23 protein-coding genes are annotated in these 23,476 nt (G+C 65.2%); 16 read left to right on the forward strand and 7 right to left on the reverse strand.

Annotated elements, in window-relative coordinates; all coding sequences use genetic code 11:
• The first annotated feature begins 4 nt into the window (after positions 1-4).
• Positions 5-1,120, forward strand: coding sequence for an FRG domain-containing protein (locus tag J0J06_RS03535; protein WP_294039967.1), 1,116 nt, complete (start codon positions 5-7; stop codon positions 1,118-1,120).
• Between the two features lie 6 nt (positions 1,121-1,126).
• Here J0J06_RS03535 and J0J06_RS03540 read toward each other — a convergent pair whose 3' ends face one another.
• Positions 1,127-3,436, reverse strand: coding sequence for an ATP-dependent helicase (locus J0J06_RS03540; protein ID WP_294039968.1), 2,310 nt, complete (start codon positions 3,434-3,436; stop codon positions 1,127-1,129).
• 316 nt (positions 3,437-3,752) lie between these two features.
• Between J0J06_RS03540 and J0J06_RS03545 the strand changes: the two genes are divergently transcribed.
• The gene (locus J0J06_RS03545) at positions 3,753-3,971 is read left to right on the forward strand and encodes a hypothetical protein (protein WP_294039969.1); all 219 of its coding nucleotides are present in this window, start codon (positions 3,753-3,755) and stop codon (positions 3,969-3,971) included.
• A gap of 108 nt (positions 3,972-4,079) precedes the next feature.
• Here J0J06_RS03545 and J0J06_RS03550 read toward each other — a convergent pair whose 3' ends face one another.
• Positions 4,080-4,481: a hypothetical protein gene (locus J0J06_RS03550; RefSeq protein WP_294039970.1), complete on the reverse strand. Its 402-nt coding sequence runs from the start codon at positions 4,479-4,481 to the stop codon at positions 4,080-4,082.
• Positions 4,482-4,626: 145 nt separating this feature from the next.
• On the opposite strand from J0J06_RS03550, the gene J0J06_RS03555 reads away from it, so the two are divergent.
• From J0J06_RS03555 to J0J06_RS03595, 9 genes are all read left to right on the forward strand, one after another.
• Complete coding sequence (locus tag J0J06_RS03555) at positions 4,627-5,262, forward strand: CerR family C-terminal domain-containing protein (RefSeq protein WP_294039971.1); 636 nt, start codon at positions 4,627-4,629, stop codon at positions 5,260-5,262.
• Positions 5,259-6,374, forward strand: a complete 1,116-nt coding sequence (locus J0J06_RS03560) for an HlyD family secretion protein (protein WP_294039972.1) — start codon at positions 5,259-5,261, stop codon at positions 6,372-6,374. The genes J0J06_RS03555 and J0J06_RS03560 overlap by 4 nt, the downstream gene beginning before the upstream one ends.
• A 1-nt stretch (position 6,375) precedes the next feature.
• On the forward strand, positions 6,376-8,004 hold the full coding sequence (locus tag J0J06_RS03565) for a DHA2 family efflux MFS transporter permease subunit (RefSeq protein WP_294039973.1): 1,629 nt from the start codon (positions 6,376-6,378) through the stop codon (positions 8,002-8,004).
• Positions 8,005-8,006: 2 nt separating this feature from the next.
• A complete protein-coding gene (locus J0J06_RS03570; protein ID WP_294039974.1) occupies positions 8,007-9,479 on the forward strand; it encodes an efflux transporter outer membrane subunit in 1,473 nt (490 codons plus the stop codon).
• Positions 9,480-9,905: 426 nt separating this feature from the next.
• A complete protein-coding gene (locus J0J06_RS03575; protein ID WP_294039975.1) occupies positions 9,906-11,261 on the forward strand; it encodes an EAL domain-containing protein in 1,356 nt (451 codons plus the stop codon).
• 45 nt (positions 11,262-11,306) lie between these two features.
• Positions 11,307-13,736 carry an ATP-binding protein gene (locus J0J06_RS03580; protein WP_294039976.1) on the forward strand — a complete coding sequence of 810 codons (2,430 nt, stop codon included), beginning with the start codon at positions 11,307-11,309 and terminating at the stop codon, positions 13,734-13,736.
• Between the two features lie 64 nt (positions 13,737-13,800).
• The gene (locus J0J06_RS03585; RefSeq protein ID WP_294039977.1) at positions 13,801-14,187 is read left to right on the forward strand and encodes a response regulator; all 387 of its coding nucleotides are present in this window, start codon (positions 13,801-13,803) and stop codon (positions 14,185-14,187) included.
• Between the two features lie 237 nt (positions 14,188-14,424).
• On the forward strand, positions 14,425-15,252 hold the full coding sequence (locus tag J0J06_RS03590) for a hypothetical protein (RefSeq protein WP_294039978.1): 828 nt from the start codon (positions 14,425-14,427) through the stop codon (positions 15,250-15,252).
• Complete coding sequence (locus J0J06_RS03595; protein WP_294039979.1) at positions 15,249-16,064, forward strand: hypothetical protein; 816 nt, start codon at positions 15,249-15,251, stop codon at positions 16,062-16,064. Before J0J06_RS03590 ends, J0J06_RS03595 begins: the two co-directional genes overlap by 4 nt.
• Here the strand turns inward: J0J06_RS03595 and J0J06_RS03600 are convergent.
• Genes J0J06_RS03600 through J0J06_RS03620 form a run of 5 tightly spaced genes read right to left on the reverse strand, consistent with a single transcriptional unit; the run spans position 16,039 to position 18,880 of the window.
• The gene (locus J0J06_RS03600) at positions 16,039-16,593 is read right to left on the reverse strand and encodes a hypothetical protein (protein WP_294039980.1); all 555 of its coding nucleotides are present in this window, start codon (positions 16,591-16,593) and stop codon (positions 16,039-16,041) included. The two genes, J0J06_RS03595 and J0J06_RS03600, sit on opposite strands and share 26 nt — an antisense overlap.
• Complete coding sequence (locus J0J06_RS03605; RefSeq protein ID WP_294039981.1) at positions 16,590-17,240, reverse strand: SOS response-associated peptidase family protein; 651 nt, start codon at positions 17,238-17,240, stop codon at positions 16,590-16,592. Before J0J06_RS03605 ends, J0J06_RS03600 begins: the two co-directional genes overlap by 4 nt.
• 28 nt (positions 17,241-17,268) lie before the next feature.
• On the reverse strand, positions 17,269-17,583 hold the full coding sequence (locus J0J06_RS03610) for a hypothetical protein (RefSeq protein WP_294039982.1): 315 nt from the start codon (positions 17,581-17,583) through the stop codon (positions 17,269-17,271).
• A 25-nt stretch (positions 17,584-17,608) separates the two neighbouring features.
• A complete protein-coding gene (locus J0J06_RS03615; RefSeq protein WP_294039983.1) occupies positions 17,609-18,184 on the reverse strand; it encodes an alpha-ketoglutarate-dependent dioxygenase AlkB in 576 nt (191 codons plus the stop codon).
• 36 nt (positions 18,185-18,220) lie between these two features.
• Positions 18,221-18,880 (reverse strand): SOS response-associated peptidase family protein, encoded by a 660-nt coding sequence (locus tag J0J06_RS03620; RefSeq protein ID WP_294039984.1) that lies wholly within the window; start codon positions 18,878-18,880, stop codon positions 18,221-18,223.
• Positions 18,881-19,198: 318 nt separating this feature from the next.
• On the opposite strand from J0J06_RS03620, the gene J0J06_RS03625 reads away from it, so the two are divergent.
• From J0J06_RS03625 to J0J06_RS03645, 5 genes are all read left to right on the forward strand, one after another.
• Complete coding sequence (locus J0J06_RS03625) at positions 19,199-19,933, forward strand: RES family NAD+ phosphorylase (protein ID WP_294039985.1); 735 nt, start codon at positions 19,199-19,201, stop codon at positions 19,931-19,933.
• Positions 19,934-19,936: 3 nt separating this feature from the next.
• Positions 19,937-20,518 carry a hypothetical protein gene (locus tag J0J06_RS03630; RefSeq protein ID WP_294039986.1) on the forward strand — a complete coding sequence of 194 codons (582 nt, stop codon included), beginning with the start codon at positions 19,937-19,939 and terminating at the stop codon, positions 20,516-20,518.
• A 137-nt stretch (positions 20,519-20,655) separates the two neighbouring features.
• On the forward strand, positions 20,656-20,970 hold the full coding sequence (locus J0J06_RS03635) for a hypothetical protein (RefSeq protein ID WP_294039987.1): 315 nt from the start codon (positions 20,656-20,658) through the stop codon (positions 20,968-20,970).
• Between the two features lie 60 nt (positions 20,971-21,030).
• The gene (locus J0J06_RS03640) at positions 21,031-22,323 is read left to right on the forward strand and encodes a TolC family protein (protein WP_294039988.1); all 1,293 of its coding nucleotides are present in this window, start codon (positions 21,031-21,033) and stop codon (positions 22,321-22,323) included.
• Positions 22,320-23,474: an efflux RND transporter periplasmic adaptor subunit gene (locus J0J06_RS03645; protein WP_294039989.1), complete on the forward strand. Its 1,155-nt coding sequence runs from the start codon at positions 22,320-22,322 to the stop codon at positions 23,472-23,474. Before J0J06_RS03640 ends, J0J06_RS03645 begins: the two co-directional genes overlap by 4 nt.
• Positions 23,475-23,476 lie beyond the last annotated feature (2 nt).

Here is a 23,476-nt window from a genome sequence, read left to right on the forward strand (position 1 = left end):
TGCGATGCAGGGTCAGTGGGTTGGAGCAACAGAAGGAGACACGATCGGAAATCTGATCGTGGATTTGGACGATGAGCATAACCACTTTCGTGGCACCGCTCGATTATTCGCCACTGGCGAGCCCGGGATTGTTTGCGAGATTAAGACAGCTGATAGGTCGCCTAAGCAACAACTAGATTTCGTTCCCTTGCTTTGGATGCCAGAGGGCCAGCCGCAAATTGTGACCAGGGAAGTTATTTCGGACCTCCTACCCGACGTTAGTTTTCCGCGGACCGCCGATGTTACCCTAGAATTGATTAGTAAGAATGAACTCGCCGTAAAATGGGTTAGCGATGTTGGAACTGCTGGCCACGCATCTCTAATAAAATCTCGTGCCGAAGACCCCTCTAAACTAGAACCGATAAGCGAGATTCTCACTTGGAAGGAGTTCAAAGATTTCGGGGTTAGCCAGGAACCCGGCAAATTTATATTTCGAGGGCAGCCGGAGGCTTTTAAACTAAGGACGGCGTTTCATCGAACGCATCGAAAAGATTTGGTTAGATTTGTAGCAGAAGACATTCCACTGGCTCGCAAGCTGCTGACTTCGCAAACTAAACACCTATTCGATCTTTCGAAACCAGAGCAGGTTGGCGCTTTTTATAATTTACTTCAGCATCATGGTTATCCAACACCATTGTTGGACTGGACCTATTCACCATTTGTCGCCGCCTTTTTCGCCTATCGCAGAAGGCCACGGGATGCGCCCAGCGATAAGGTGCGCATTTTCGTCTTCGATAAAGCCGCCTGGGAAAGCGATTTCAGACAGCTGCAGGCAGTAAATTTTGCTGAGCATCACTTCTCCATTCTCGATGCGCTGGCAATCGAAAATCAACGGGCTACACCGCAACAGGCCCTATCAACTCTTACGAATGTTGATGACGTCGAGAGCTATATAGCTTTTCGGGAAAAAGAACGCGGGAAGACATATTTATATGCAGTTGATTTGCCAGCAGATCTTAGACGGGAAGTGATGGTAGAGCTTAGTTTCATGGGCATTACGGCTGGAACGCTATTTCCTGGATTAGATGGCGCTTGCGAGGCCCTTAAGGGGCGCCTGTTTCACCAGCAGTTGGCCAAATAGAATTTCTCACCCTACCGTCACAAAACTATCCATCACGCGCTTCCGCCCGGCCGCTTCGAATTCGATTTCCAGCTTGTTGCCTTCGATCTCCTCGATCGTGCCGTAGCCGAATTTCTGGTGGAACACGCGCATCCCGATCGCCACGTCGGACCGGCCCTTGTTGCCCAGGCTCACCGCGCTGGCCCGGGCCTCCACCACCCGCGCCGGTTCGCGCGTGAAGGTGCGGCTGGTGAAGCTGCCCCCGGGTTTGGCGAAGTCCACCCCCGCGGCGCGCTGCCACCCCGGGCCGCGGCCCGTGCCGCGCGCGACGTCGGCGAAGGGGTCGGCGCGTTCGCTCCAGTTGGCGCGCCACAGGCTCTCGCCGCCCGCCATGCTGCTTTCGCTGTCGATATGCGCTTGGGGCAATTCGGCGACGAAGCGGCTGGGGATGCTCGACGTCCATTGGCCGTAGATGCGGCGGTTGGCGGCGTGGATGATCGTCGCGCGGCGGCGGGCGCGGGTGATCGCGACATAGGCCAGGCGGCGTTCCTCCTCGAGTGAGGCGAGCCCGCCTTCGTCGAGCGAGCGTTGCGAGGGGAACAGCCCTTCCTCCCACCCGACCAGGAACACGGTGTCGTATTCCAGGCCCTTGGCGGCGTGGATCGTCATGATCGTGACCTTGGCCTCGTCGGCGGCGGCGTCATTGTCCATCACGAGGGAGACGTGTTCGAGGAACGCGCCGAGATTTTCGTATTCCTCCATCGCGCGGACGAGTTCGGTCAGGTTTTCGAGGCGGCCGGCGGCCTCGGCCGATTTCTCCGCCTGCCACATGGCGGTGTAGCCGCTTTCGTCGAGGATCTGGCGGGCGAGGTCGGGGTGGGGGAGTTCCTGCGCCATCTGCCGCCAGCGCGCGATGTCGCCGACCAGGTTGCCGAGCGCGCGGCGCGCCTGCGGGGTCAGTTCATCGGTGTCGAGGATGCGCGCGGCGGCGGTGGTAAGCGGGACGCCTTCCGCGCGGGCGAGCTGGTGGACCTTCGCCAGCGCCTTGTCGCCCAGGCCGCGCTTGGGCGTGTTGACGATGCGTTCGAAGGCGAGGTCGTCGGCGGGCTGGGCGACGACGCGGAGGTAGGCGAGCGCGTCGCGGATTTCCTGACGCTCGTAGAAGCGGAAGCCGCCGACGATGCGATAGGGCAGACCGATCGCGATGAAGCGGTCCTCGAACTCGCGAGTCTGGTGCTGCGCGCGGACCAGGATGGCGATGTCGTCGAGGTTGGTACCGTTGCGCTGCGCGGCCTCGATCTCGTCGCCGACGCGGCGCGCTTCCTCGGGGCCGTCCCACACGCCGAGCACCTTCACCTTCTCGCCCGCGTCGAGTTCGGTCCAGAGTTGCTTGCCGAGCCGCCCGCTATTGTTGGCGATCACGCCCGACGCCGCGCCCAGGATATGCGGGGTGGAGCGGTAATTCTGTTCGAGGCGGATGACCTTCGCGCCCGGAAAGTCCTTTTCGAACTTCAGGATATTCTCGACCTGCGCGCCGCGCCACGAATAGATCGACTGGTCGTCGTCGCCGACGCAGCACAAATTCTTGCGTTCCTGAGCGAGGAGGCGGAGCCAGAGATACTGGACGCTGTTGGTGTCCTGATACTCGTCGACCATGACGTATTTGAAGCGGCGCTGATAGTCGGCGAGCACCTCGCGGTGGGTGCGCAGGATCGTCAGCATGTGCAGCAGCAGGTCGCCGAAATCGCAGGCGTTGAGCGCCTTCAGCCGCGCCTGGTACAGCGCGTAGAGCTCCCCGCCGCGGCCGTTGGCATAGCGTTCGCTTTCGCCCGCCTGGATGTCGGCGGGGACCAGGCCCTTGTTCTTCCACTCGTCGATCAGTCCGCCGAGCTGGCGCGCGGGCCAGCGTTTCTCGTCGAGGTCGGCGAGCTGGATGATCTGCTTGAGCAAACGAAGCTGGTCGTCGGTGTCGAGGATCGTGAAATTGGGGTGCAGCCCGACGAGTTCGGCGTGGCGGCGCAGCATCTTCGCGCCGATCGCGTGGAACGTGCCGAGCCACGGCATCCCCTCCACCACGTCACCGACCAGCGCGCCGACGCGGTGCCGCATCTCGCGCGCGGCCTTGTTGGTGAAGGTGACGGAGAGGATCTCGGACGGCCACGCCTTGCGGGTGAACAGCAGGTGGGCGAGCCGCGCGGTCAGCGCGGCGGTCTTGCCCGTGCCCGCGCCGGCGAGGACGAGGACGGGGCCTTCGGTGGTGAGCACGGCGTCGCGCTGCGGCGGGTTGAGGCCGCGCAGATAGGGGGGATCGTCGGGCAGGGTCTGGGCTTGAGTCACGCGTGAACACTTAGGGAACGGGGGGCGGAGGGGCAACTGTCTGAGCCGCCGGCAAAGCCGTCGGCCGGATCGGCTTGCAGCCGTCCGCCGGCCGTGCGCGGTGCTGCGCTGCGCACACCGGCGCGGGCGTGGCCGCGCCTGCACCCGCGCATAAAAAACGGGGCGGCCCGGGAGAGCCGCCCCGCAGTTCGGGGAGGATCGGCAACGGGGGAAAGCCGATCCAAGTCGCGGCCGGCAAGGGAAAAGCGACCGCGCGACAGCTTAAATAGACCCCGTTCGTAACCGATCAATGTCGCAATTGTTGCAAATTGTCGCAGTGCCTGGCGGCTACCAGGAGTTGATCGTCGTGACGCTCCCTGGCTCTGGATCGTCCGGCGCGGTGACTTTCGGTGCTGGATGCTTTGCGACGCGTCGCGACGGTGCGAGCCGCAACGGCGGTTGCGGCACGGGAGCGGGCGACGGAGACGCGGTGGGCGTCGGGCGTGGGGCGATCGGAATCGCGGTGGCGCTGGGCGAGGCGGACGGCTTGGGCTGATCGGCGGGCATTGCGCACGATCCGATCGCCAGACCGATCGCGATCGCTCCCGTCAGGCCGACGCCTGCGACGATCCAGCCGCGCCTGACCATTGTGCGTGTCGCCCTGTCAGGAAGGGTCGCCAGCGGGCGGCGTAACGGGGAGCGGGGAGGGTGGCGCGTTAGCGGTCGACGGATCCGCAGCGGTGCCGGGCGGATCGCTGCTGGCCGGACCCTGCATTTCGGGCATCGGTTCGTTCGAGGGCGTCGGCTCGCCGTTCGTCGATCCGGCGTTGCTGATCTGCGGCGCGGCGTCGGGCTGGGCGTCGACTGCTACGTCGGCGGCGGACGGGTGCGGCGCGTTGGGATCGCCGCCGATCAGCTTCGTGCCCGCCGATGCCGTTGTGACCCCAGCGGCGCCATCGGTCGCGCGGAACGCGAGCAGGCCGATAAGCAGCCCCGCCGTTACGACGAGACCCAGCATGATCATGAACTGGCGATCGTTCATTCCATTTCTCACGGGAGCACTCATGCGAACACGATAGCGTCTAGTGGTGAAGATTTCGGCAATGTCGCGGCAGTGCGCGGAACCGGCGGCGCGCAGATCGGTTGTCGAAATCGTCGCTGCACTGCAAAAAAAGATTGCATGTTCGTTCGAACGAACTAATTGGCGATGCGTGGTTCAGCAGCGACTCCTGGACATTGCCATCGAGCAGTTCGGCCAGCACGGGCTGGAGGGCGTCAGCACGCGCGAAATCGCGGCGGCGGCGAACACCGCAATGTCGTCGATCACCTATCATTACGGCGGCAAGGAAGGTCTCTATCTGGCCGCCGCGGACGAAGTCGCCAAGCAGATGGGGTGTGACTGGCAGATCGACATGTTCGAGGCTGTGGTCGCGTCGGGCGATCCGGCGGCGGCGCGCGAAGCCATCGCTGATCTTACGCGCGGTTTCCTCCAGCAGCTGCAACAGCCGCAGAGCAACGATTGGGCGTTGTTCATCATGCGCGAGCAGCTTCAGCCGACCGAGGCGTTCGAGCGAATCTATGCCGGCACGATGGGCCAGACAGGAAAAGTGCTGGTCGACTTGATCTGTGTCGCGACTGGTGTTCAGGACGGCCAGGCGGCGCGGCTCGCGGCTATCTCCCTGTTCGGCCAGGTGCTGGTGATGAAGGCCGCGCGCGCGATGTGCCGCAAGATGCTCGAGCGTGAGACGCTGAGCGAAGAAATCATCGACGAATATGCCACACGGGTCGTGGCCAACATCGACGCCATCCTCGACCGGATGATCGCCGAGCGACAGGAGCAAGCATGAGCGAGGACAAACCCGCCGACGCGGCAGAAGCGCCCGGCACCGACGACGCGGCGGCCGCAGAAGCCAAGACGCCGATCTTCCGCAACCCGACGTTCTGGATCATCACGATCGTGGTCGTCGCGGCGCTCGCGATCGGTGGCTTCCTTTACTACCGGCATAGCCGCCAATTCGAAACGACTGACGATGCGTTCGTCGACGCGCATATCGTGCGGATCGCGCCCGAAGTGGCGGGGACGCTGATCCAGGTCGCCGATCTCGACAATCGCCACGTCAAGGCGGGTGATCTGCTCGCCGTGATCAAGCCGAGTGGTCCGCAGGCGCAGCTTGCCGAGGCGCAGGCCGGGATCGATCAGGCGACGGCGCAATTCAGCCAGGCGCAGGCCCAGATCGCCGCCGCAATCGCGACGCGCGACCAGACGCAGTCGCAGGCGCTCGCGCCGATCGCCGCCGCGACCAAGGCGGCGCAGGATTTGGCCCGCTACGAAAGCCTGGCGAAGATCGATCGGTCGGCGGTCGCCTCGACCCAGCTCGATCAGGCGCGTGCCAATGCACGCTCAACCGCGGGGCAGGCCGCCGCTGCTCGCAAGCAAGTGTCGAGCGCCGATGCGCAAATCGCGGTCGCGCGCAAGGCCGCCGACGCTGCCATGGCGATGATCGCCGCGCGGCGCGCGCAGGCCGATCAGGCGCGCGTGACGATCAACAACCTGCGCCTGACCGCGCCGGTATCGGGGCAGGTCGTGAACCGCTCGGTCAATGTCGGCTCCTACGTCGCGCCCGGCACGCAATTGCTGGCGATCGTCCCCGATACGATGTGGATCACCGCGAATTTCAAGGAAACCCAGCTCAAGGACATGCGCCTGGGCCAGGAAGTCACGATCAAGGTCGATGCCTTTCCCGACGTGAAGTTCCTCGGCCGAGTGGATTCGATCCAGCGCGGCGCGGGCCAGGCCTTTGCACTGCTCCCTCCGCAGAACGCGACCGGCAACTACGTGAAGGTGGTGCAACGCGTGCCGGTCCGGATCACCTTCCTGGTCGGCAAGGACGATCCAGACCCGCGCAACTATCCGATCGGGCCGGGCATGTCGGTGGTGCCCACGGTCAAGGTGCGCTGAGATGGCGAGCGCCGCCGCGACGGCGGACGACGCGCCGAGAAAAGAACCGGCGCAGGACGGCTGGGACAATAGCCGTTCGGCGGCGGGGCCATACAACCCCTGGCTGATCGTCGCGATGATCTCGTTGCCGACGTTCATGGAGGTGCTCGACACCTCGATCGCGAACGTCAGCCTCGATCACATCGCCGGCGGCCTGTCGATCTCGACCGACCAGGCGACCTGGGTGCTGACCAGCTATCTGGTCGCGAACGCGGTGGTGATCCCGATCTCCGGCTGGCTGTCTAACGCGATCGGGCGGAAGCGTTACTTCCTGATCTCGATCGCGCTGTTCACCCTGTCGTCGCTGATGTGCGGGCTCGCGCCCAATATCGGCACGCTGATCCTTGCGCGCGTGTTGCAGGGGATTGGTGGCGGCGGACTGGCGCCGGTCGAACAGGCGATGCTGGTCGATACATTTCCGCCCGAAAAGCGCGGCATGGCGATCGCGGCGTTCGCGATCGTGGTAGTGGTCGGGCCGGTGCTTGGGCCGACGCTGGGCGGCTACATCACCGAAGTCGCCAGTTGGCATTGGGTGTTCCTGATCAACGTGCCGTTCGGGATCATCGCGTTCTTCCTGGCGGACATCTTCGTCGACGAACCCGAACAGGTGAAAAAGGATCGCGCCAAGATGCTCGAGGGCGGGCTGCGGATCGACGTGGTCGGCGTGATCCTTGTCGTGCTCGGCCTCGGCTTCCTCGAACTGACGCTCGATCGCGGCGAGCGCGAGGACTGGTTCTCCAGCGGAATGATCGTCGCGACGGCGACGATCTCGGCGGTGTCGCTGGCGGCGCTGGGCTTCTGGGAATGGCGGCAGAAGAACCCTGTCGTGGACGTGAAGCTGCTGAAGAACCGCAATTTCTCCGCGACGCTGATCATCATGGGCGTGACCGGCTTGATCCTTTACGGCACCACGCAGTTGATCCCGCAGATGCTGCAGCAGGTACTGGGCTACAGCTCGTTCGATTCGGGGCTGGCGCTGACCTTCGGCGGCATCGCGACGGTGCTGATGGTGCCGTTTGCCGGCGCGATGGCGGGCAAGGTCGACGTGCGGTTGCTGCTCGGCGTGGCGTTGCTCATTCAGGCTGGTGCGCTGTGGCACATGACGCACATGAGCGCCGACATCACCTTCTTCGATGCCGCGTTCGCGCGCACGTTGCAGGCCGTCGGGTTGCCGTTCCTGTTCGTGCCGATCAATGCCGCGGCCTATAACGGCCTTGCGCGCGAGAGTACCGCGCAGGCCTCCAGCATGCTCAATGTCGCGCGCAACGTGGGCGGGTCGATCGGTATCTCGATGTCGCAATCGTGGCTGGTCGGCGCGACGCAGACGCGGCAGTCGCAACTGGTTGAGAACCTCAACCCTCTCAATCCGAACTATACCGACTGGATGGCGCGCGCGAAAGGCGTGTTCGCCGACACGTTCGACCCTAACGCGATTCCGACCGGCGTGCTGTATCAGCAGGTCGTGCGTCAGGCGGCGATGATGGGATTCCTCGACGTCTTCCGGTCACTGATGATCCTCGTGCTGGTGCTGACGCCGACCGTGTTTTTCCTGCGGGGCGGGAGAAGCGCAGGCGGCGGAATGGGACACTGAAAATGATGAAAAAACCGATCCTGATCGTGTCTATGCTGGCAGTCACCGCCTGCACCGTCGGCCCCAATTACACCAAGCCCGACATCGCGGTGCCGGCTGCCTTCGCCAGCGCGCAGGACGCGCCGCCGCCGGGGCAGGCGATCGACCCGGCGCGGTGGTGGGAGGCGTTCGGCGATCCGACGTTGACCGGGCTGATCGACCGTGCGCTGAAGGACAATCCCGAGATCGCCATGGCGGCCAGCCGGGTGCGAGAGGCGCGGCTCGGCGAAATCCAGGCGCGCGCGCAATATAAGCCGACGGTCGATGCGACCGCGAACGCGACTGACGTCAAGTTCAGCAAGAATGCCGGCTTCTCCTCGCTCGCGCGCGCCTTTTCCGGCGGCGGCGGGCAAGGGGGCGGTACGACGGGCGGGGTCGCGCTGCCGGGCGACAGCATCAAGACGTTCGCGGTGGGGTTCGACGCGAGCTGGGAGATCGACGTTTTCGGCGGCGGGCGGCGTGGCGTCGAGGCGGCGCTGGCGCGTACCGAAGCGGCCGAATGGAACCGCCGCGACGCCGCGGTGATGCTCGCCGCCGAAGTCGCCGACGCGTACTTCGCGATGCGGCTCGACCTCGATCAGATCGCCGTGCTGGAAAGCGAGATCGAACGGCAGAGCCGGGCGCTGCAGATTGCCGGCAATATCGCGAAGGTCGGCCTGGCCCCGGACATCGACGTGACGCGCCAGAACGGCAACATCACCGCTACGCGCGCGCGGCTCGAACCGCTCAAGGCCGATCTGGACGTGCGCAAGCATGCGCTGGGGGTGCTGCTGGGGCAAAGCCCGGACGCGCTGCTCGGTGAATTGTCCGGTCCGTTGCCTGCGCTCGCCGCGACGCCCACCATTCCGGCTGGTCTGCCGAGCGATCTGCTGCGCCGCCGCCCCGACATTCGCGCGGCGGAGCGCAACCTAGCCGCATCGACCGCCGACATTGGCGTCGCCGTGGCCGATCTCTATCCCCGGTTCAGCCTGACCGGGATCGCGCAACTGATCTCGACCTCGCTGTCCAGCCTGTTCGCCGGCGACAGCCTGCAGCTGACCGGCACGGGCGCGGCGACCTTCCCCTTGTTCGACTGGGGTCGGCGCAAGGCGACGGTCGGGGTGCGTCAGGAACAGCGCGAACAGGCGTACCAAGCGTATCGAACCGCCGTCCTGCAAGGGCTGCGCGACGTCGAGGACGCGTTGACGCGGATCGAGGCAGAGCGGCGGCGCAACGCGTTGCTGCGGCAAGCGCTGGCCGATGCCGATCGATCGGCGGCGGCGGATCAGGCGCGCTATCAGTCCGGGCTGGTCGCGCAGGATACGGTGATCAATACGCAGGTCGATGTGCTGCGCGCGCGAGAAAACCTGGCTGCGAGCGACGCGCAGTTACGGCAGTTGAGTGTTGCGTTGTTCAAGGCGATCGGTGGCGGCTGGTCCGAAACGCCAGCCGGCTAACTATTTTAGGCGGATCGACGTCGCTTGGTCGACCCGTTCGGCCATGCTTGTTGCCGATTCGAAATGGTTAACAAATAGTTAATTTCGCATGATTTTTGGTCAGCAAGACCGTCTTTCGGGCGTTCCCATGATCTGGATAAAGAGCGACCCGCCTCCGCTGGTATCCTGATGTAAAATCAGGAAAACCGGCGGGAAGCGGGCCGTCTAAATCGCTTTACCAGGGGCGAATCTGATCGCCGTGGATAAGCGCAATGAGAAACGCGAGCATTGCTTTACTCCTAGTGCGCCCACCCCGGGCACGGCTCATGGTTAATTGAAATTTAACCAAAAAGCAATCGGTTCCATGGGAAGTCCGTGTCGAGCCGTTGTTGAAATTGCGGCGATTTTTAAGGGTTCCTTCAGTCCGAACGGGTATCGCCCTGAGCCATGTCGCGTGCGCGCATACCGAACGAAGAGGCCGTCAAACGGTCTTCCCGGCCCGACGGAGGGGGCATCCGCCGTACCCGCAACCGCCGGACGACGCCGGCGGTCGAGGTCTCTTCCGCCAAGCCCTGGATGGCGCAGGCGCTGCTCCAACTAACCAATCAGACCGCGTTGCGTCGGCTGCTTGGCGTCGCGCGGTCGAATGGCGTTGCGTTCGACGTCGCCGACCGCATCGCCATCTTGCTTCCGCATGCGGTCGTGACCGTTGTCGGGCGATGGACGATCGAGGTTGAGACTTCGGTCGGTGACTCGGGAGACCTTCATCGGTTCGCGGCGGTACTCGCGCGAGCGGGCGGGGATCCTTTCGATCTCGACGGCGAGCACCATGTGATCGACCTTGCGATCGGCGTTGCGGCAGGTTCGCCGGGCTTAATCGACGAAATTCGGCTGACCGAAGAGGTCGAAGACGCGCTGATCCAGTCGCGGGCCGACCACGCGCCCGTGGTGCGCGATCTCTCGCTGATCGATCCGATGGTCGATGCGATGGCGCTGAAGCGCGATCTGGCGGGCGCGGTCGATCGCGGCGAACTGTTTCTGCAGTATCAACCCAAGGTCCATGTCCGTCATCAGCAAGTCGCCAGCGCCGAAGCGCTGTTGCGGTGGCGTCACCCGAAGCGCGGTCTGATCCTACCCAACGATTTCATCCCGCTCGCCGAAAATACTCGCGACATAGATCGCATGACCTTGTGGACGATTGAGCAGGTGATCGCCGACCAGCAGAAGCTGCGGGCCGACGGTCAGGAGATTACGGTCTTCATCAACATTTCCGGCCAGCTACTGAGCAACGCGAAATTCGTCGAACGGGTCTGTGAGATCGTCGCAGCTACCGACGTGCAGCTCGGGTTCGAAATTACCGAGACCTCGGTGATCCGCGATCCCGTGAGTGCGATCGCCAACCTCAACATCTTCGCGGATCACGGCATCGCCATCGCGATCGACGATTATGGCGCCGGTCTGTCTAGCCTGGCTTATCTGAAGCAGCTTCCCGCGCGCGAGCTGAAGATCGACAAGATGTTCGTGCTGCAACTAACCAGCAGCAACCGCGATCCGTTGATCGTGCGATCGACGATCGACCTGGCGCATGCGCTGGAGATGGAAGTGACCGCCGAGGGCGTCGAGACGCCCGCCGCGCTTGCGCTGCTCAGCGTGATGGGGTGCGACATGATCCAGGGCTATTTGATCAGCCGTCCGGTCGAGATCGACGCGTTCCGACAGTTCATGCGCGATCACAAGGGCGCCGCACTAGTCGATTCCGCGCGAGCGACCTTCCGCGCCGGCGCTTTTCGCCGCGTCGCCTGAAGCCTTAGCGGGGTTTTAACCGGCGGCATGCAAGGTGCCCGCACGATGACGGCGCGCCACGTCCATCTTTTGATCGTCCTGCTCGCCGCATTGCTGTTCGGCGTGGCGCCAGCCGTCGCACAATCGAATGGCAATGCGGGCTTCGACGCGACCGTCGCCGACGCCCGCGCCAGCATGATGACCGACCCTCAGCAAGCGATCGTCAAGGCAAAGGCCGCGCGTGACATTGCCGATGCCGGTCCGGCGGCCGATCGCGCGACTCGCGTCGCGACGGCACAATGGCTGGAGGGGGAGGCGCATCTTCGCCTGAACGACCCGAAGGCCGCGGGTCCGCTGATCGAATCTGCTTACGCGACGCTCAAGAACCTCCCGGCGACCAAGCTGAAGGGCGACGTGCTGCGCTCTCGCGGCGGCTATCACGCCGCGACTGCCAATGTCGCCGCAGCGCTGGCCGACTATCAGGCCGCATTCGAAATCTACCGCGCGATCAACGACGCGCGAAGCCAAGCGATCGCTCTGCTCAGCATCGCCGGCCTCTATCAGGATGCGGTGGACTATAAGTCGGCGCTGGCCAAATATAGCGAGGCGCTGAGCCTCTACCGCGGCGACCCGCAACTGCTGGTTGCGATGTACAACAATCGCGGCGACGTGCTGAAGGAACTGGGCCAGTACGACAAGGCGGAAGCTGACTTTCGCGCAGCCCTGAAGCTGGCGCGCGATCTCGACAGCACGGTGATGCAAGCGCAAGTACTGCGCAACCTAGCCTGGACGCAGTTGCGCGCGGGCAAGGTCGACGCCGCCGACCAGACCGTGGCGGCGGGCTTCCGGCTGCCGCGCGACCGCGACAGCGCCGGATCGACTGCGTTGTTCTGGTCGGTTGCGGCGCAAGTCTCCCTGCAGCGAGGCAATCTCGAGGAGGCGCGCGCGCGGATCGAGCGTGCCTTTGCCGACGTCAACGTCGCCGAACCGACGATGGTGTGGTGGCAGGCGCACAAGACCGCGTTCGACATCTACAAGAGGCTTGGCGACAACGGCCGCGCGTTGGTCCACCTCGAAGCGCTCAAACAGCTCGACGACGCCAGCAACAAGGTGGCCGCGTCGTCCAGCACCGCGCTGGCCGGGGCCAAGTTCGACCTGTCGAACAAGGAGCTGAAGATCGCAAAGCTCCAGGCTGACGACGCCAAGAAACAGGCCGAGTTTGAGCATGCACAGGCGACAACGCAGCGCTGGATCTTCATTGGGTCGGGCGTGACCGCGGTGGTCATCATCGGCATGCTCGGCTTCGGCTTGATTACGATCCGCAAGAGCCGGGATCAGGTACGCGCCGCCAACGTCGATCTCGCATCGACCAACGTCGCGCTGGGCAAAGCGCTGGCGGCGAAGACCGAGTTCCTGGCGACCACCAGCCACGAAATCCGCACGCCGCTCAACGGCATCCTCGGCATGACGCAAGTCATGCTCGCCGACCAGAAGCTCGATCCCGGCATGCGGGACCGCATCAACGTGGTGCACGGCGCTGGCGTCTCGATGCGCGCGCTGGTCGACGACATTCTCGACGTCGCCAAGATGGAGACCGGAAACCTGACGGTCGAAAAGGCGCCCGTCGATCTGCCCGCGATGCTGCGCGACGTGTCGCGGATGTGGGAGGATCAGGCGCGGGCCAAGGGCCTGACCTTCGACCTCGACATCAGCGGCGCGCCGGGCCGGATCGAAAGCGACCCCGCGCGGTTGCGCCAGGTAGTGTTCAACCTGCTGTCCAACGCGCTCAAGTTCACGCAGGAAGGGTCGATCCACCTTTCTTCGAGCGTTATCGCGGGTGGGGAGGGTGAGCAGGTCGCGATCGTCGTCCGCGACACCGGGATCGGCATTCCGGCCGAAAAGCTCGATCTGATCTTCGAATCGTTCCGTCAGGCCGACGCCGGCACCACGCGCCAGTTCGGCGGCACCGGCCTCGGTCTCGCGATCTGCCGCAACATCGCGCAGGCGATGGGGGGAGACGTGACGGTCGTAAGCGAGGAGGGGCGGGGATCGACCTTCACCTTCGCCGTGCCGCTGGTGCGCATCGCGGACGAAGCGCCGGTCGCGGCGGACGACGGCAGCGGTGCGCTGTTGATCGTCGACAAGAACCCGATCAGCCGCGCGATGTTGAAGACCCTGTTCACCCCGCGCGTCGCCGCGGTGAAGGTCGCGGGGTCGATCGAGGAAGCAAAAGCGGCGATTGTTGAAGGCGGTATCGATCGCGTGTTGACCGACGAGCTTACCATCGCGATGAACGGCGACGCAGTCGATGGCGTTCGCGCGCTGACCGGCGCGCCGCTGTCGTTGCTGTGGACCAACCCCGACGACGACGTGCGCGCCCGGTTCGCGGCGGCCGGCGTGGATCAATTGATCGCAAAACCGATCGCTGGCGCAGCTTTAGTACAAGAAATCGTTACGGCGGCAGTGAATGATGATATTGCTAGCCAGGCCGCATGAAGGCTAGGGGAGTCGTAATGTCGCAACACACCTCCCCATTGGCGGCACGCGAAAAGGCCGAACGATGAACGTGATTTTCATCGAGGACGATCCGATGAACCGGCGCGTCGTCGGCGACATGCTGAACGTCGCGGGCGCGGCGATGACCGAGGCCGAAAGCGGCGAGATCGGACTCAAGCTGATCGACGAGAACGATTTCGACATGGCGCTGATCGACCTGCGCATGCCGGGGATGGACGGGATCACCGCCATCGAGAGGATTCGCCAACGCGACGACGCCAAGGCGAAGCTGCCGATCATCGTCGTCACCGCCGACACCGCGATCGACCTGCGCGAGCGATGCCTGGCGGCCGGCGCGGACGAAGTGCTGTTCAAGCCGGTCGCCATGGACGCGCTGTTCGAAGCGATGGGCCGCATCTTGGCGGGCGGCGAGGGGGACATGATCCTCTAGAACGGCGCGTCGCCTGTCGGTTTGCATTTAGCCTTCCCCGCATCTCCCTCGTGCGCGAATTTTTGCACACCGGGTATTTGCACGAAACGTCCCCGATTTAGCGGCCGCTTTGCACCACGCGTCCCCGATTGGAATTCCGTCCTTCGCACGCCATCTTGGTTCCGCAGAATCCGGTGGCACCTCAGGCGGCTAGATCGGCACTGCGCGAGGTGCTGTGACTGCGAGGAGGGGCAAGCCATGATCGAGGGTCAGGACGAGCTGCGGGACCTGTTGCCCGACGCGTTCTCGAAGCAGCTGCTCGATGGCGGTCTCGACGTTCTGGGGACGGCAAACCCGATCAGGGCCCATCTCTTTGCGGCAGCGATGCGGGAAGTGATTACCTATTTGCTGCACACGATGGCTCCAGACGACGACGTGCAGGCTGCGTCGTGGTTCAAAGCGGAGGCGGACAAGCCGACGCGCCGACAGCGCAGCACGTTCGCGGTCCAAGGCGGCCTCTCCGACAGCCTCGTGACGAAGCTCGGCATCGATGCCTCGGAGATGCATCGGCAGATGGCGGCCGAGATGGCGGAGCTCAACAAGCGAACTCACGTAAAGCCAGGCACGCTGCTGTCGGAGGCCAATGAGATCGAAGAGTTCGCAACCGACGTCGTCGCGGCGGTCGCCGAGTTCCTGCAGGCCGTGGCCGACATGCGTGATGCAGTCGCTGACGCGGTGATCCATGGAGCGAGCGAGCAAGTGTTCGAGTCGTTCCTCCAGGAATCGAACGACATGATCGACCTGCTGTCGACGCATTCGTTCGTCGAGCAGGTCGATGTGTTGGAGCTGAGGGTCGTGAAGATCGGCGCGCACGAGATCACATACGAGGCGGAGGGGACCGTCTACGTCGAGCTCAACTACGGGTCCGGGTCAGACCGTGCCGCCGGCGACGGCGCGACGATGAACGACGACTATCCGTTCAAGTGCCGGCTGACGGGTGGGGTTGAGAAGCTCGTAGAATTGCATGACGTGTTCGACATGGAGGTCGACACGTCCTCTTTCTACGAGGATGGGGAGGAGGAGTGACGCATCCGTTCGTCGACCAGCCGTCGGGCTCGCGGGTGCTGGTGGTCGCAAGGTTCGACATGGTGCGGCTCGCCGCCGACCTGCGGACCGATGGCAGGCATCCCGACCTCGTCAAGGCGGTGGAGCGCGCGGCGTCTGCTGGCTCGACCCGCGACGACCTTCGGACCGCTCTCGTGTCTCTCGATCGCATACTGGAGATGCAGGCCGAGACGGGCGACGACGGAGCGGTTGCGGTGGCTCGGGGCGATGGCGTGGTGGCCGGAGCGTTGTTCACCCAGGCCGTCATTCTCTACGCGCGCGCCACGGCGACGGGATCCGACCGGCCCAAGCTGCTGGGCGAGGCGAAGCTCTCTGCGGAGGAGCGCGCGGTCCACGACGAGGCGATCGCGCTGCGTAGCGGCTGCATCGCGCACTTCGGACGTGGCGAGGACCTGACGGACGGCCCGATGTTCAGGGAGGCTGTCCTGTTCAACCTGCTCCTCGTCGATGGCGCACCCAAGAAGCAGGTCTCCGTTTTTTCGACGCGGGCACATCACAAGGTGGCGTTCGCGGCGCGTCTGGCGCCTCTAATTGAGCGGCGACTCAAGGAGATCGCCGACCGCATCGACCGCCTGTTCGAAGCCGTCGACGTCGAGCTGGAGCGTGCGGGCCGAGAGGACGCGGACCTGCGTGAGTCGATGGGACGCTACGAATTCGACGTCGATGCATTCGCCGGGTCGGCGGAAGGAGCGGCGGCTCTCCGCCTCCAGCTCGCGTCCGGCACCGCCATCGACATGGACTACGTCGTCAGGGTGCCGAAGCCGGCCGGCTGACCTGGCCCGTCTGCTGGTCAGGTCCGAAGAGCAGGTCGGCGACCTCCGAAATCGTCGTCGCCTCCTGCATATTGTTGGGCTTGATCACCCGGTGATTGTTCCGAAGCGGTCGCGCGCCGGTCGCGTCGGGTCGGGTGCTTCGCGCTACCGGTGCGTCAGGCGGAATGACGAAAGATGTGCCGAGCGGTCCGCCCAGGAAGCGGAACTTCTCCAGCGCATACGTGACGGGATCATAGGTGATCCAGACGAGACATCCGGACTGCTTGGTGGTCAGGAGGAGGCTGACGGTCTGGCGGCGCGTCCCGGACCCACGATACGACGATTTGAGCTGGATGTGGCGTGGAACGCCCCTGGTCTCGATGACGATGTCGTAGCCGTATGCATCGACGTCGCCGCGCAGCACCTCGAAGTCGATGTCGCGGCGGAGCAGCTCGGCGGTGAGATCAGCGAGGAAACGGTATTCCACGACCTTCTCGATCGTGTTCGATCGTTCGGGTCGGCCGAAGCCCTTCGGCGATGGTGCGTTCACGCCGTCACCATCGGCGGTTCGTCCGCACGGGACGCCCGTGCCGACCACGGCTGGTCGGTCCGGTTCATCACGATCAGGTCATCGGGAAAGCATCGCGCCTGGAAGGCGAGCGCATCGTCGAACCCGCCGTCGAGCCAGGTGTCGTACTCGCTCGGGTGGAGGAGCACCGGCATGCGGTCGTGGACCGGACGGATCGCCTCGTTGCAGTCGGTCATGACGCCCGAATAGACCGGGCCCCATTCGTCGCTGATCCGCCAGAGCCCGGCCCATGCGAAGATCGGCTGATCCTTGACGGTGAACCAGGTGCGCGTCTTGGACCCCTTCGCACCCTCCGCCTCGGAAAACCCCGTGAGAGGGATCAGGCAGCGCCACTCGGGCTTGCGGGCGAGTCCGACCCACATGTTCTTGGTCATGTCCGCGACGTTGTTGACCGGCTTGGGCTTGCTTTCGGGCTTCATGGTCTTGAGCCGGAGCGGAAAGCCCCAGGTCATCGACTGCATGATCATCGCTCCGTCATGCTTTCGAACGACCATTCCGGGGGCGCCTGGATAGACCTCCTCCGGAGCGTTGGACAGCGCGGGGACTTCGACGCCGAAGTGGGCGGCGACCTCGGCCGCGCTCTTCCGGACGGTGTAGAGATTGCACATCGCCGGAGCCTATCAGAACCGATGGACGTCAGGAATGGTCGTCGGAAAGGCCGGCGAACCAGTCCGCATACGGCGTGTTCCGCGCCATGTGCCGGTTGAGGTCCGGAGCACCGTCGTCCCACCAGACGGGCCCGCGCTCCCCGAGTGCGCGTTTCGCACGGTCGACTGTGGCGTGTGCTTCGCTTTCGGCCAGTTCGTCGGATGAGCGCTTTGCGGCGCCGATCGCGCGGCGCGCTTCCATCAGCTGGTCGACAAAGCTCTGGCGTTCGCCGGCGTCAAGCGTCGGGTCCGACATGCGCCAGAGCCGCCCGCGAACGACGAAGTAGCGGCCGTCCGGCGTCACCGGATGCCCGCCTGCGAGGCGATTGTCAGGCTGCAAGCCGACGCGCCTTCTCGGTGAAGCTGCGGAACGTGATCGACCAGCGCGTCCGCTCCATCGGCGAGATGCTGTGCTCCCATCCTAGCCTTGCCTCGCCTGCGAGACGGTAGATCGATCTTGGGGCGAGCGGTGCCGATGCGCGGTCGAAGCCGACGGGCCGCCTGCGGCGGAAGCGCATCGTGGCGGGCTCGCCCAGCGATACGCCGATGACGTCCTCGAACACGGGCCGGTCGCGGTGCCAGCCGATGCCGGCGCCCTGATCGTATCGGATGAGAAGCGCCTGCACGAGTTCGGGGGCGGACAGCGCCGCGAACGCGGCAGCGCGGTCGCGAAGCGGCAGCAGCCAATCCGGGAGCGGATCCGTGGCCTCGAACCGGTTGTTGTCGAAGTCGTAGAGCCAGCCGAACGAGCGGGTGAGGCGGTTGCCGAGCCAGCCTTGGAAACGGAACGGCGACAGGGCCTCGGCGTCGATCCGCGCCATCAGGTCGGCCTCGTCGGACGCGTCGATGAAGTCGTCCAGGATCGATAGTCCGGGAATGATGGGCGTGTCGAAGAGATCGGTCATCGACGTGGACGCTGCGACCATCGGGGGAGACGGTCGTCAGAGAAGCGCAACTTGGGTCTTGCCGGATGCTGGCGGCTTGCCGCTGCGCCAGCGATCATCGGTGTGTTCGATGATCGTCCGCCCGGTGGGCAGGGGCGGTCGGAACTGGAAGGCGATCACGTCCTGGATCGTGCCGTGCAGCCAGCGCTCGTATTCGTGCTGGCCAAGCAGCGCCGGCTGCCGGTCGTTGTAGGGCTCGACAAGCGCGTTGGCGGACATCGTCATGCCGGCATAGACCGGGCCGAACTCGGGTGTGTTGCGGCAGAAGCCGGCCCACGCGGACAACGGCTCGCCGTCCACGGAGAACCAGGTCCGCGTCTTAGAGCCGGGGTCGCCGTCAGGATTGGCGAAGTGCGTCAGCGGAATGAGGCATCGATACTTCGGATCGACGACAAGGCGCTCCCACATCGGGTTGGTCAGATCGGCGAGCAAACCGAGACGCTGCGGCGGCTCGTTGCGGATCGCCATTTCGGTCGTCTTGCGCGGGAAGCCCCACGTCATCGTCCTCAGCACCCGCCTGCCGCCGACCTCAACCACCACGAGGCCGGGGTCGCCCTCGATCGTCTCGACAGGCACGTCCATGCTCACGCCGAGTTCGGTTCCGAACTGCAGGTTGATCTCGCTGATCGTCGCCGTGTTCGCATAGAGCCGTGACATGGCCCGAGTCTCCATTCGATTCCGACCCGCACTAGCACGGAACAAGTGGAGAACAAAATAGAGTAGGGCGGGTTCCGCCCGGCCTAGCGGCCCGTTGCGCCGGCGCCGAACCCGACCACCATGACTGATTGCCGCGCTCCCCCTTCGGCAAGCTGGCGGCGAGCGCCGGCGAGCGTGTATAGGTCGAAACTGTGGGCGCCACGGAGGCTAAGAAGAGTTAGAGCCGAGGTCGACATTGCGGAGAGGGACGTGTTGGAATTTCCTCGGTGGGACAGCTATTCCCGGTTTGCACGCGCGGTCAGGTCCTGTCGGCGCTACGTGCTCGGCGAAGACGAGCGCGACTTCCTAGCCACGGTGCTCGCGACGATTCAGGACCGTGACGTCGAGTTCAAGGCAGGCAAGATCTTCTATCGCGCGCAGCTGGGCGTCGAGATCGTCGATCGCGAGGACGACGAGGGCAACTGGGTCGGGGAGGACGTGGTAGGCTTCGACGCCGCGCGTATGAAGCCGCTTTCCGATCGGGCACGGGAGGGGCGCGCGAACCCCACCGGCATCCCGGCGCTCTACGTGGGGACCAGCGCCGAGACTGCAATCTCCGAGGTCAGGCCGTGGATCGGCGCCGACGTGTCGGTGGCGATGTGCCGGCTTCTGGGGCCGATGCGGACGCTCGACTTGACCAAGGGGCACGGAAAGTCGTCATTCGCAGGCGCAGTGTTCCGCCATGTCCTCGGAGACGGGCCGCTAACCGCCGAAGACAAGGCGAAGGCGGTCTGGATAGACATCGACAATGCTTTCTCGGAACCCGTGACCTCCTCCGACGACCGTGCCGACTACGCGCCCACGCAGGTCCTTGCCGAACTGTTTCGGAGCGCGGGGTATGACGCGATCGGCTACAAGAGCCACTTCGGCGACGATGGCGATCGGCGTGGCTACAATCTCGCTATCTTCGATCCCGGGATGGTGGAGATAGCGAGCTGTGTTCCGTATCAGGTGAAGTCGATCAAGGTAGTCGCGGAGCAGAACGGCACGCCGTGGACTAAATCGAGGGGGTGACGGGTGAAGGGATTGTTCTCCACGCTAGCGCTTCTCCTCGCCCTCGCCGGGCCGGCCGAGGCGCAGGACACGGCTAGGTCGTCGGATGGACTCTACACTGTCGCGGTCGTGCCGAATGGCAAGGGCGACGAGAACGGGACGGGAGCGCAGGCGCTCGTGCTCTACAGCACGAGGGGGAGCGCCCAGCGCCGCCTGCTCGTGTCCAAGTGGAACGAGGATTACAGCCAGAACCTGGCGGGGTTGTCGAAGCCGCTGTTCTCGCTCGATGGCGGCTACGTCTACTTCAGTTCGACGGATGCGTCGCCGAACTCGGGCTACGTCCACCGGTTCGACCTCAAGCTGGGCGTGGTCAAGTCGATCTGCCCGGGCTGGGCATTGCGCGTGATGAGGACCGGACCGTATCGCGGCTACCTGCTGGTTCAGACGCATCGCTACTGGGACCGTCAGGAGGGCGGATCCTACAACCCGGTGTTCCTGACCCATCCTTCCGGAAGGAGGATATTGATGGTGCCGGGGAGCGACAATGACGATGGCGAACTGGCCATCGATCCTTGGCTCGCGAAGATGAAGTGGCGCGCCTGGTAGTTCTTCGCGGGCAGCCGAGTCCGAGCATGAGAGCGGGAACATGCTTAGCGACGTAAAACTGGGGTGGCGTCCGGAGCGGCGATGCTGCTAATGGCCGCCCGATGTTCCGGCTCCTTGGCCTCCTTGCGTATGTAATCGTGTCGATCACCGTCGGCATGACTTCTGTCGTGCACGCCATGGAACCGATTGGCGGCGTCACCATCGCGGCGTCGCAGACGACGGTCGTCGCCGAGCTGGGCCATTCCCAGGGCGACTCGGACGAGGTCCCCGCTGATGGCGACAAGGGATATCCCCACCATCACGTGAGCTGCCACGGAGATCACATCGCGGCGCCGTTCAGCTGCGACGGGACGATGCTGGCCGACGCGCGCCCAGACGAGCAGTCGTCGAGAAAGCCGTTTCCGCTTGCCTCGCGCCCGACCGACCCCGCGTTGAGACCACCGCGAGCCTGACGACCACTCGCTGACCGCGCCCACGCGCGGTCCGATCTGGTTCGTCAGGAGAATATCTAAATGCATCGCTATATCACGGCCTTGTTGGCCGTGGCGTCGTGCGCTTCGATGGCGCACGCGCAGACGTCGCCGCCGGTGGCGACGATCGTCCCGTCCCCCGTTGCGGCGGGGCCGGCTCTCACGTTGGATGACGCCCTCCGCATGGGAGGTGCCGCATCGCCATCTGTTGACTCCGCCAATGCCGGGGTCCGTGCAGCCGATGCGGCTCGGACGGTCGCCGGCCTCCGGCCCAATCCAACCGCATCCGCCACGGCCGAGAACGTCGTCGGGACGGGCCCCTATCGCGGATTCTCGCAGTCGGAGACGACCGTGTCGCTTTCGCTTCCCATCGAGCTTGGCGGCAAGCGTTCCGCTCGCCTTGCGGTGGCTGGGGCGCAGGGTGTCAGGGCACGGCTGGAAGTCGTGATCGCCGAGGCGGATCTGCGGCTCAGCATAACGCAGACCTACATCCGCGCGCTTGCCGCCGAGAAGCGCGTCACCATCGCCGAGGAGCAGTTGGGCTTTGCGTCCGAAGGCTTGCGGATCGCTCGTGACCGCGTTCAGGTCGGCGCGACGTCGCCGTTGGACGAACAGCGCGCGGCTGTGACTGAGGTCAACGCGCGGACCGCGCTTGAGACGGCGCGCGGCGACGCGGCGGCCGCACGGAACGCGTTGAGCCTGCTGCTCGGCCAGCCGATCGACCAGCCGCTCGACATGGCCTGGTTCGACCGGCTGGGCGGCGGTGGTGGCTACGGCCCATCGGCACCATTCGAGGTCGAGGGCACGCTGGCGCTGGCGGCTGCCAGAGCCGACGTCGCCACGGCCGACGCCGGTGTGCGGCTGGCGCGATCGCAGCGCGTGCCCGATCTAACCGTCAGCACCGGCATCCGGCGACTGCAGGGCACCGGCGACAACGCCGCAGTGGTCGGCGTGTCGATCCCGATCCCGCTGTTCAACAGCGGCCGGGCGCAGCTCGGCCAGGCGATGGCCCTCAGAGACCAGGCGGAAGCCCGCCGTCGGCTGGCCGTCCTCGAGGCGCGGACCGAGATCGGCAACGCGCAGACGGAGGTTGCCAATGCTGCAGCGCGGGCGCGGGCGTCGGGACCTGCGATGGCTGCGGCCATGGAGGCCGCGCGAATTGCCCGCATCGGCTACGGCCAGGGCAAGTTCGAGCAGATCGTCCTCATCGACGCCGAGCGCACCCTTTCCGAAACCCGTGCGTCCGCCGTGGACGCCTTCGCCGCCTATCACGACGCGCTGGCGCGTCTCGCCCGCCTGACGGCTGCGGCCCCCAATTCCGGAGACATCAAATGAATCTGAACGACAAGCGCGCGGTCGGCGGCATCGCCGCCGCCGTGCTCGTGGCGGCGGTGGGCGGCTTCTCCGTCGCACGCTGCTCGAACGACTCGCCCAAGGCCGACGTCGCCGCCAAGCCCGAACCCGAGCCGGCCGCGCCCGACACCTTGTCGATGACCGCCACTGCGGTGACCGCAGCCGGGATCGAGACCGAGACAGTCTCCGCTGGCGGTCTCGGTGCGGAGATCATAGCGACCGCGACCGTGGCGCCGTCACCCGGCGGCGAGGCGCTCGTCACCGCCCGCGCGGGCGGTGCGGTCACGCGCATCTTCAAGCGGATCGGCGATCCAGTCCGCGTCGGCGAGACGCTGGCGATCGTGGAGAGCCGCGATGCGGCGGGCATCGTCGCCGAGCGCAGCACCGCAAACGCCAAGCTGGTGCTTGCACAGAAGGCGCTTGCCCGCGAGCGCTTCCTCTACAAGGAGCGCGTCTCGGCCAAGGTCGAGCTCGAGCGCGCCGAGGCGGAAGCGGCGGCGGCCGAGGCCGAGCTCCGCCGCGCGCAGGCGGCGGCCAGCGCTGCCGGCGTCACCGGTGACGGACGCGGCGTCGTGGTGCGAAGCCCGATCTCCGGGCGTGTCAGCGCGGAGAGCGTGACGCTCGGCGCATTCGTCCAGCCCGAGGCCGAGCTGTTCCGCGTGTCGGACGCGAGCCGAATCCAGGTCGAGGCCGCGATCCCGGCGGCCGACGCTCAGCGCGTGGCTTCCGGTGATCGGGCGATCGTCGAGCTGCCCGATGGTCGGACGGTCGATGCGACCGTCCGGTCCGTTACAACTGCGTTGAACGGCGAGACGCGGACGGCGACGGCGGTGCTCGACGTTCCCGGCGGGCTTCAGCCCGGCCTCGCTGTCCGCGTCCGGTTGAAGCCGCAGCGCGGCGCAATGACGTCGGCGATCGTGCTGCCCGAGGACTCGGTTCAGACGGTCGACGGCCGGGACAAGGTGTTCGTGCGGACCGGTAGCGGCTTCCGCGCCGTGGCTGTGACCCTCGGCCGTCGATCGGCCGGGCGCGTCGAGATCGTGTCCGGTCTTAAGCCCGGCCAGCAGGTCGCGACCAAGAACGCATTCCTCCTGAAGGCGGAGCTTTCCAAGGGCTCGGGCGAGGAGGAATAGAC

This window comes from Sphingomonas sp. (genome assembly GCF_017304615.1).
Taxonomy (GTDB): domain Bacteria; phylum Pseudomonadota; class Alphaproteobacteria; order Sphingomonadales; family Sphingomonadaceae; genus Sphingomonas.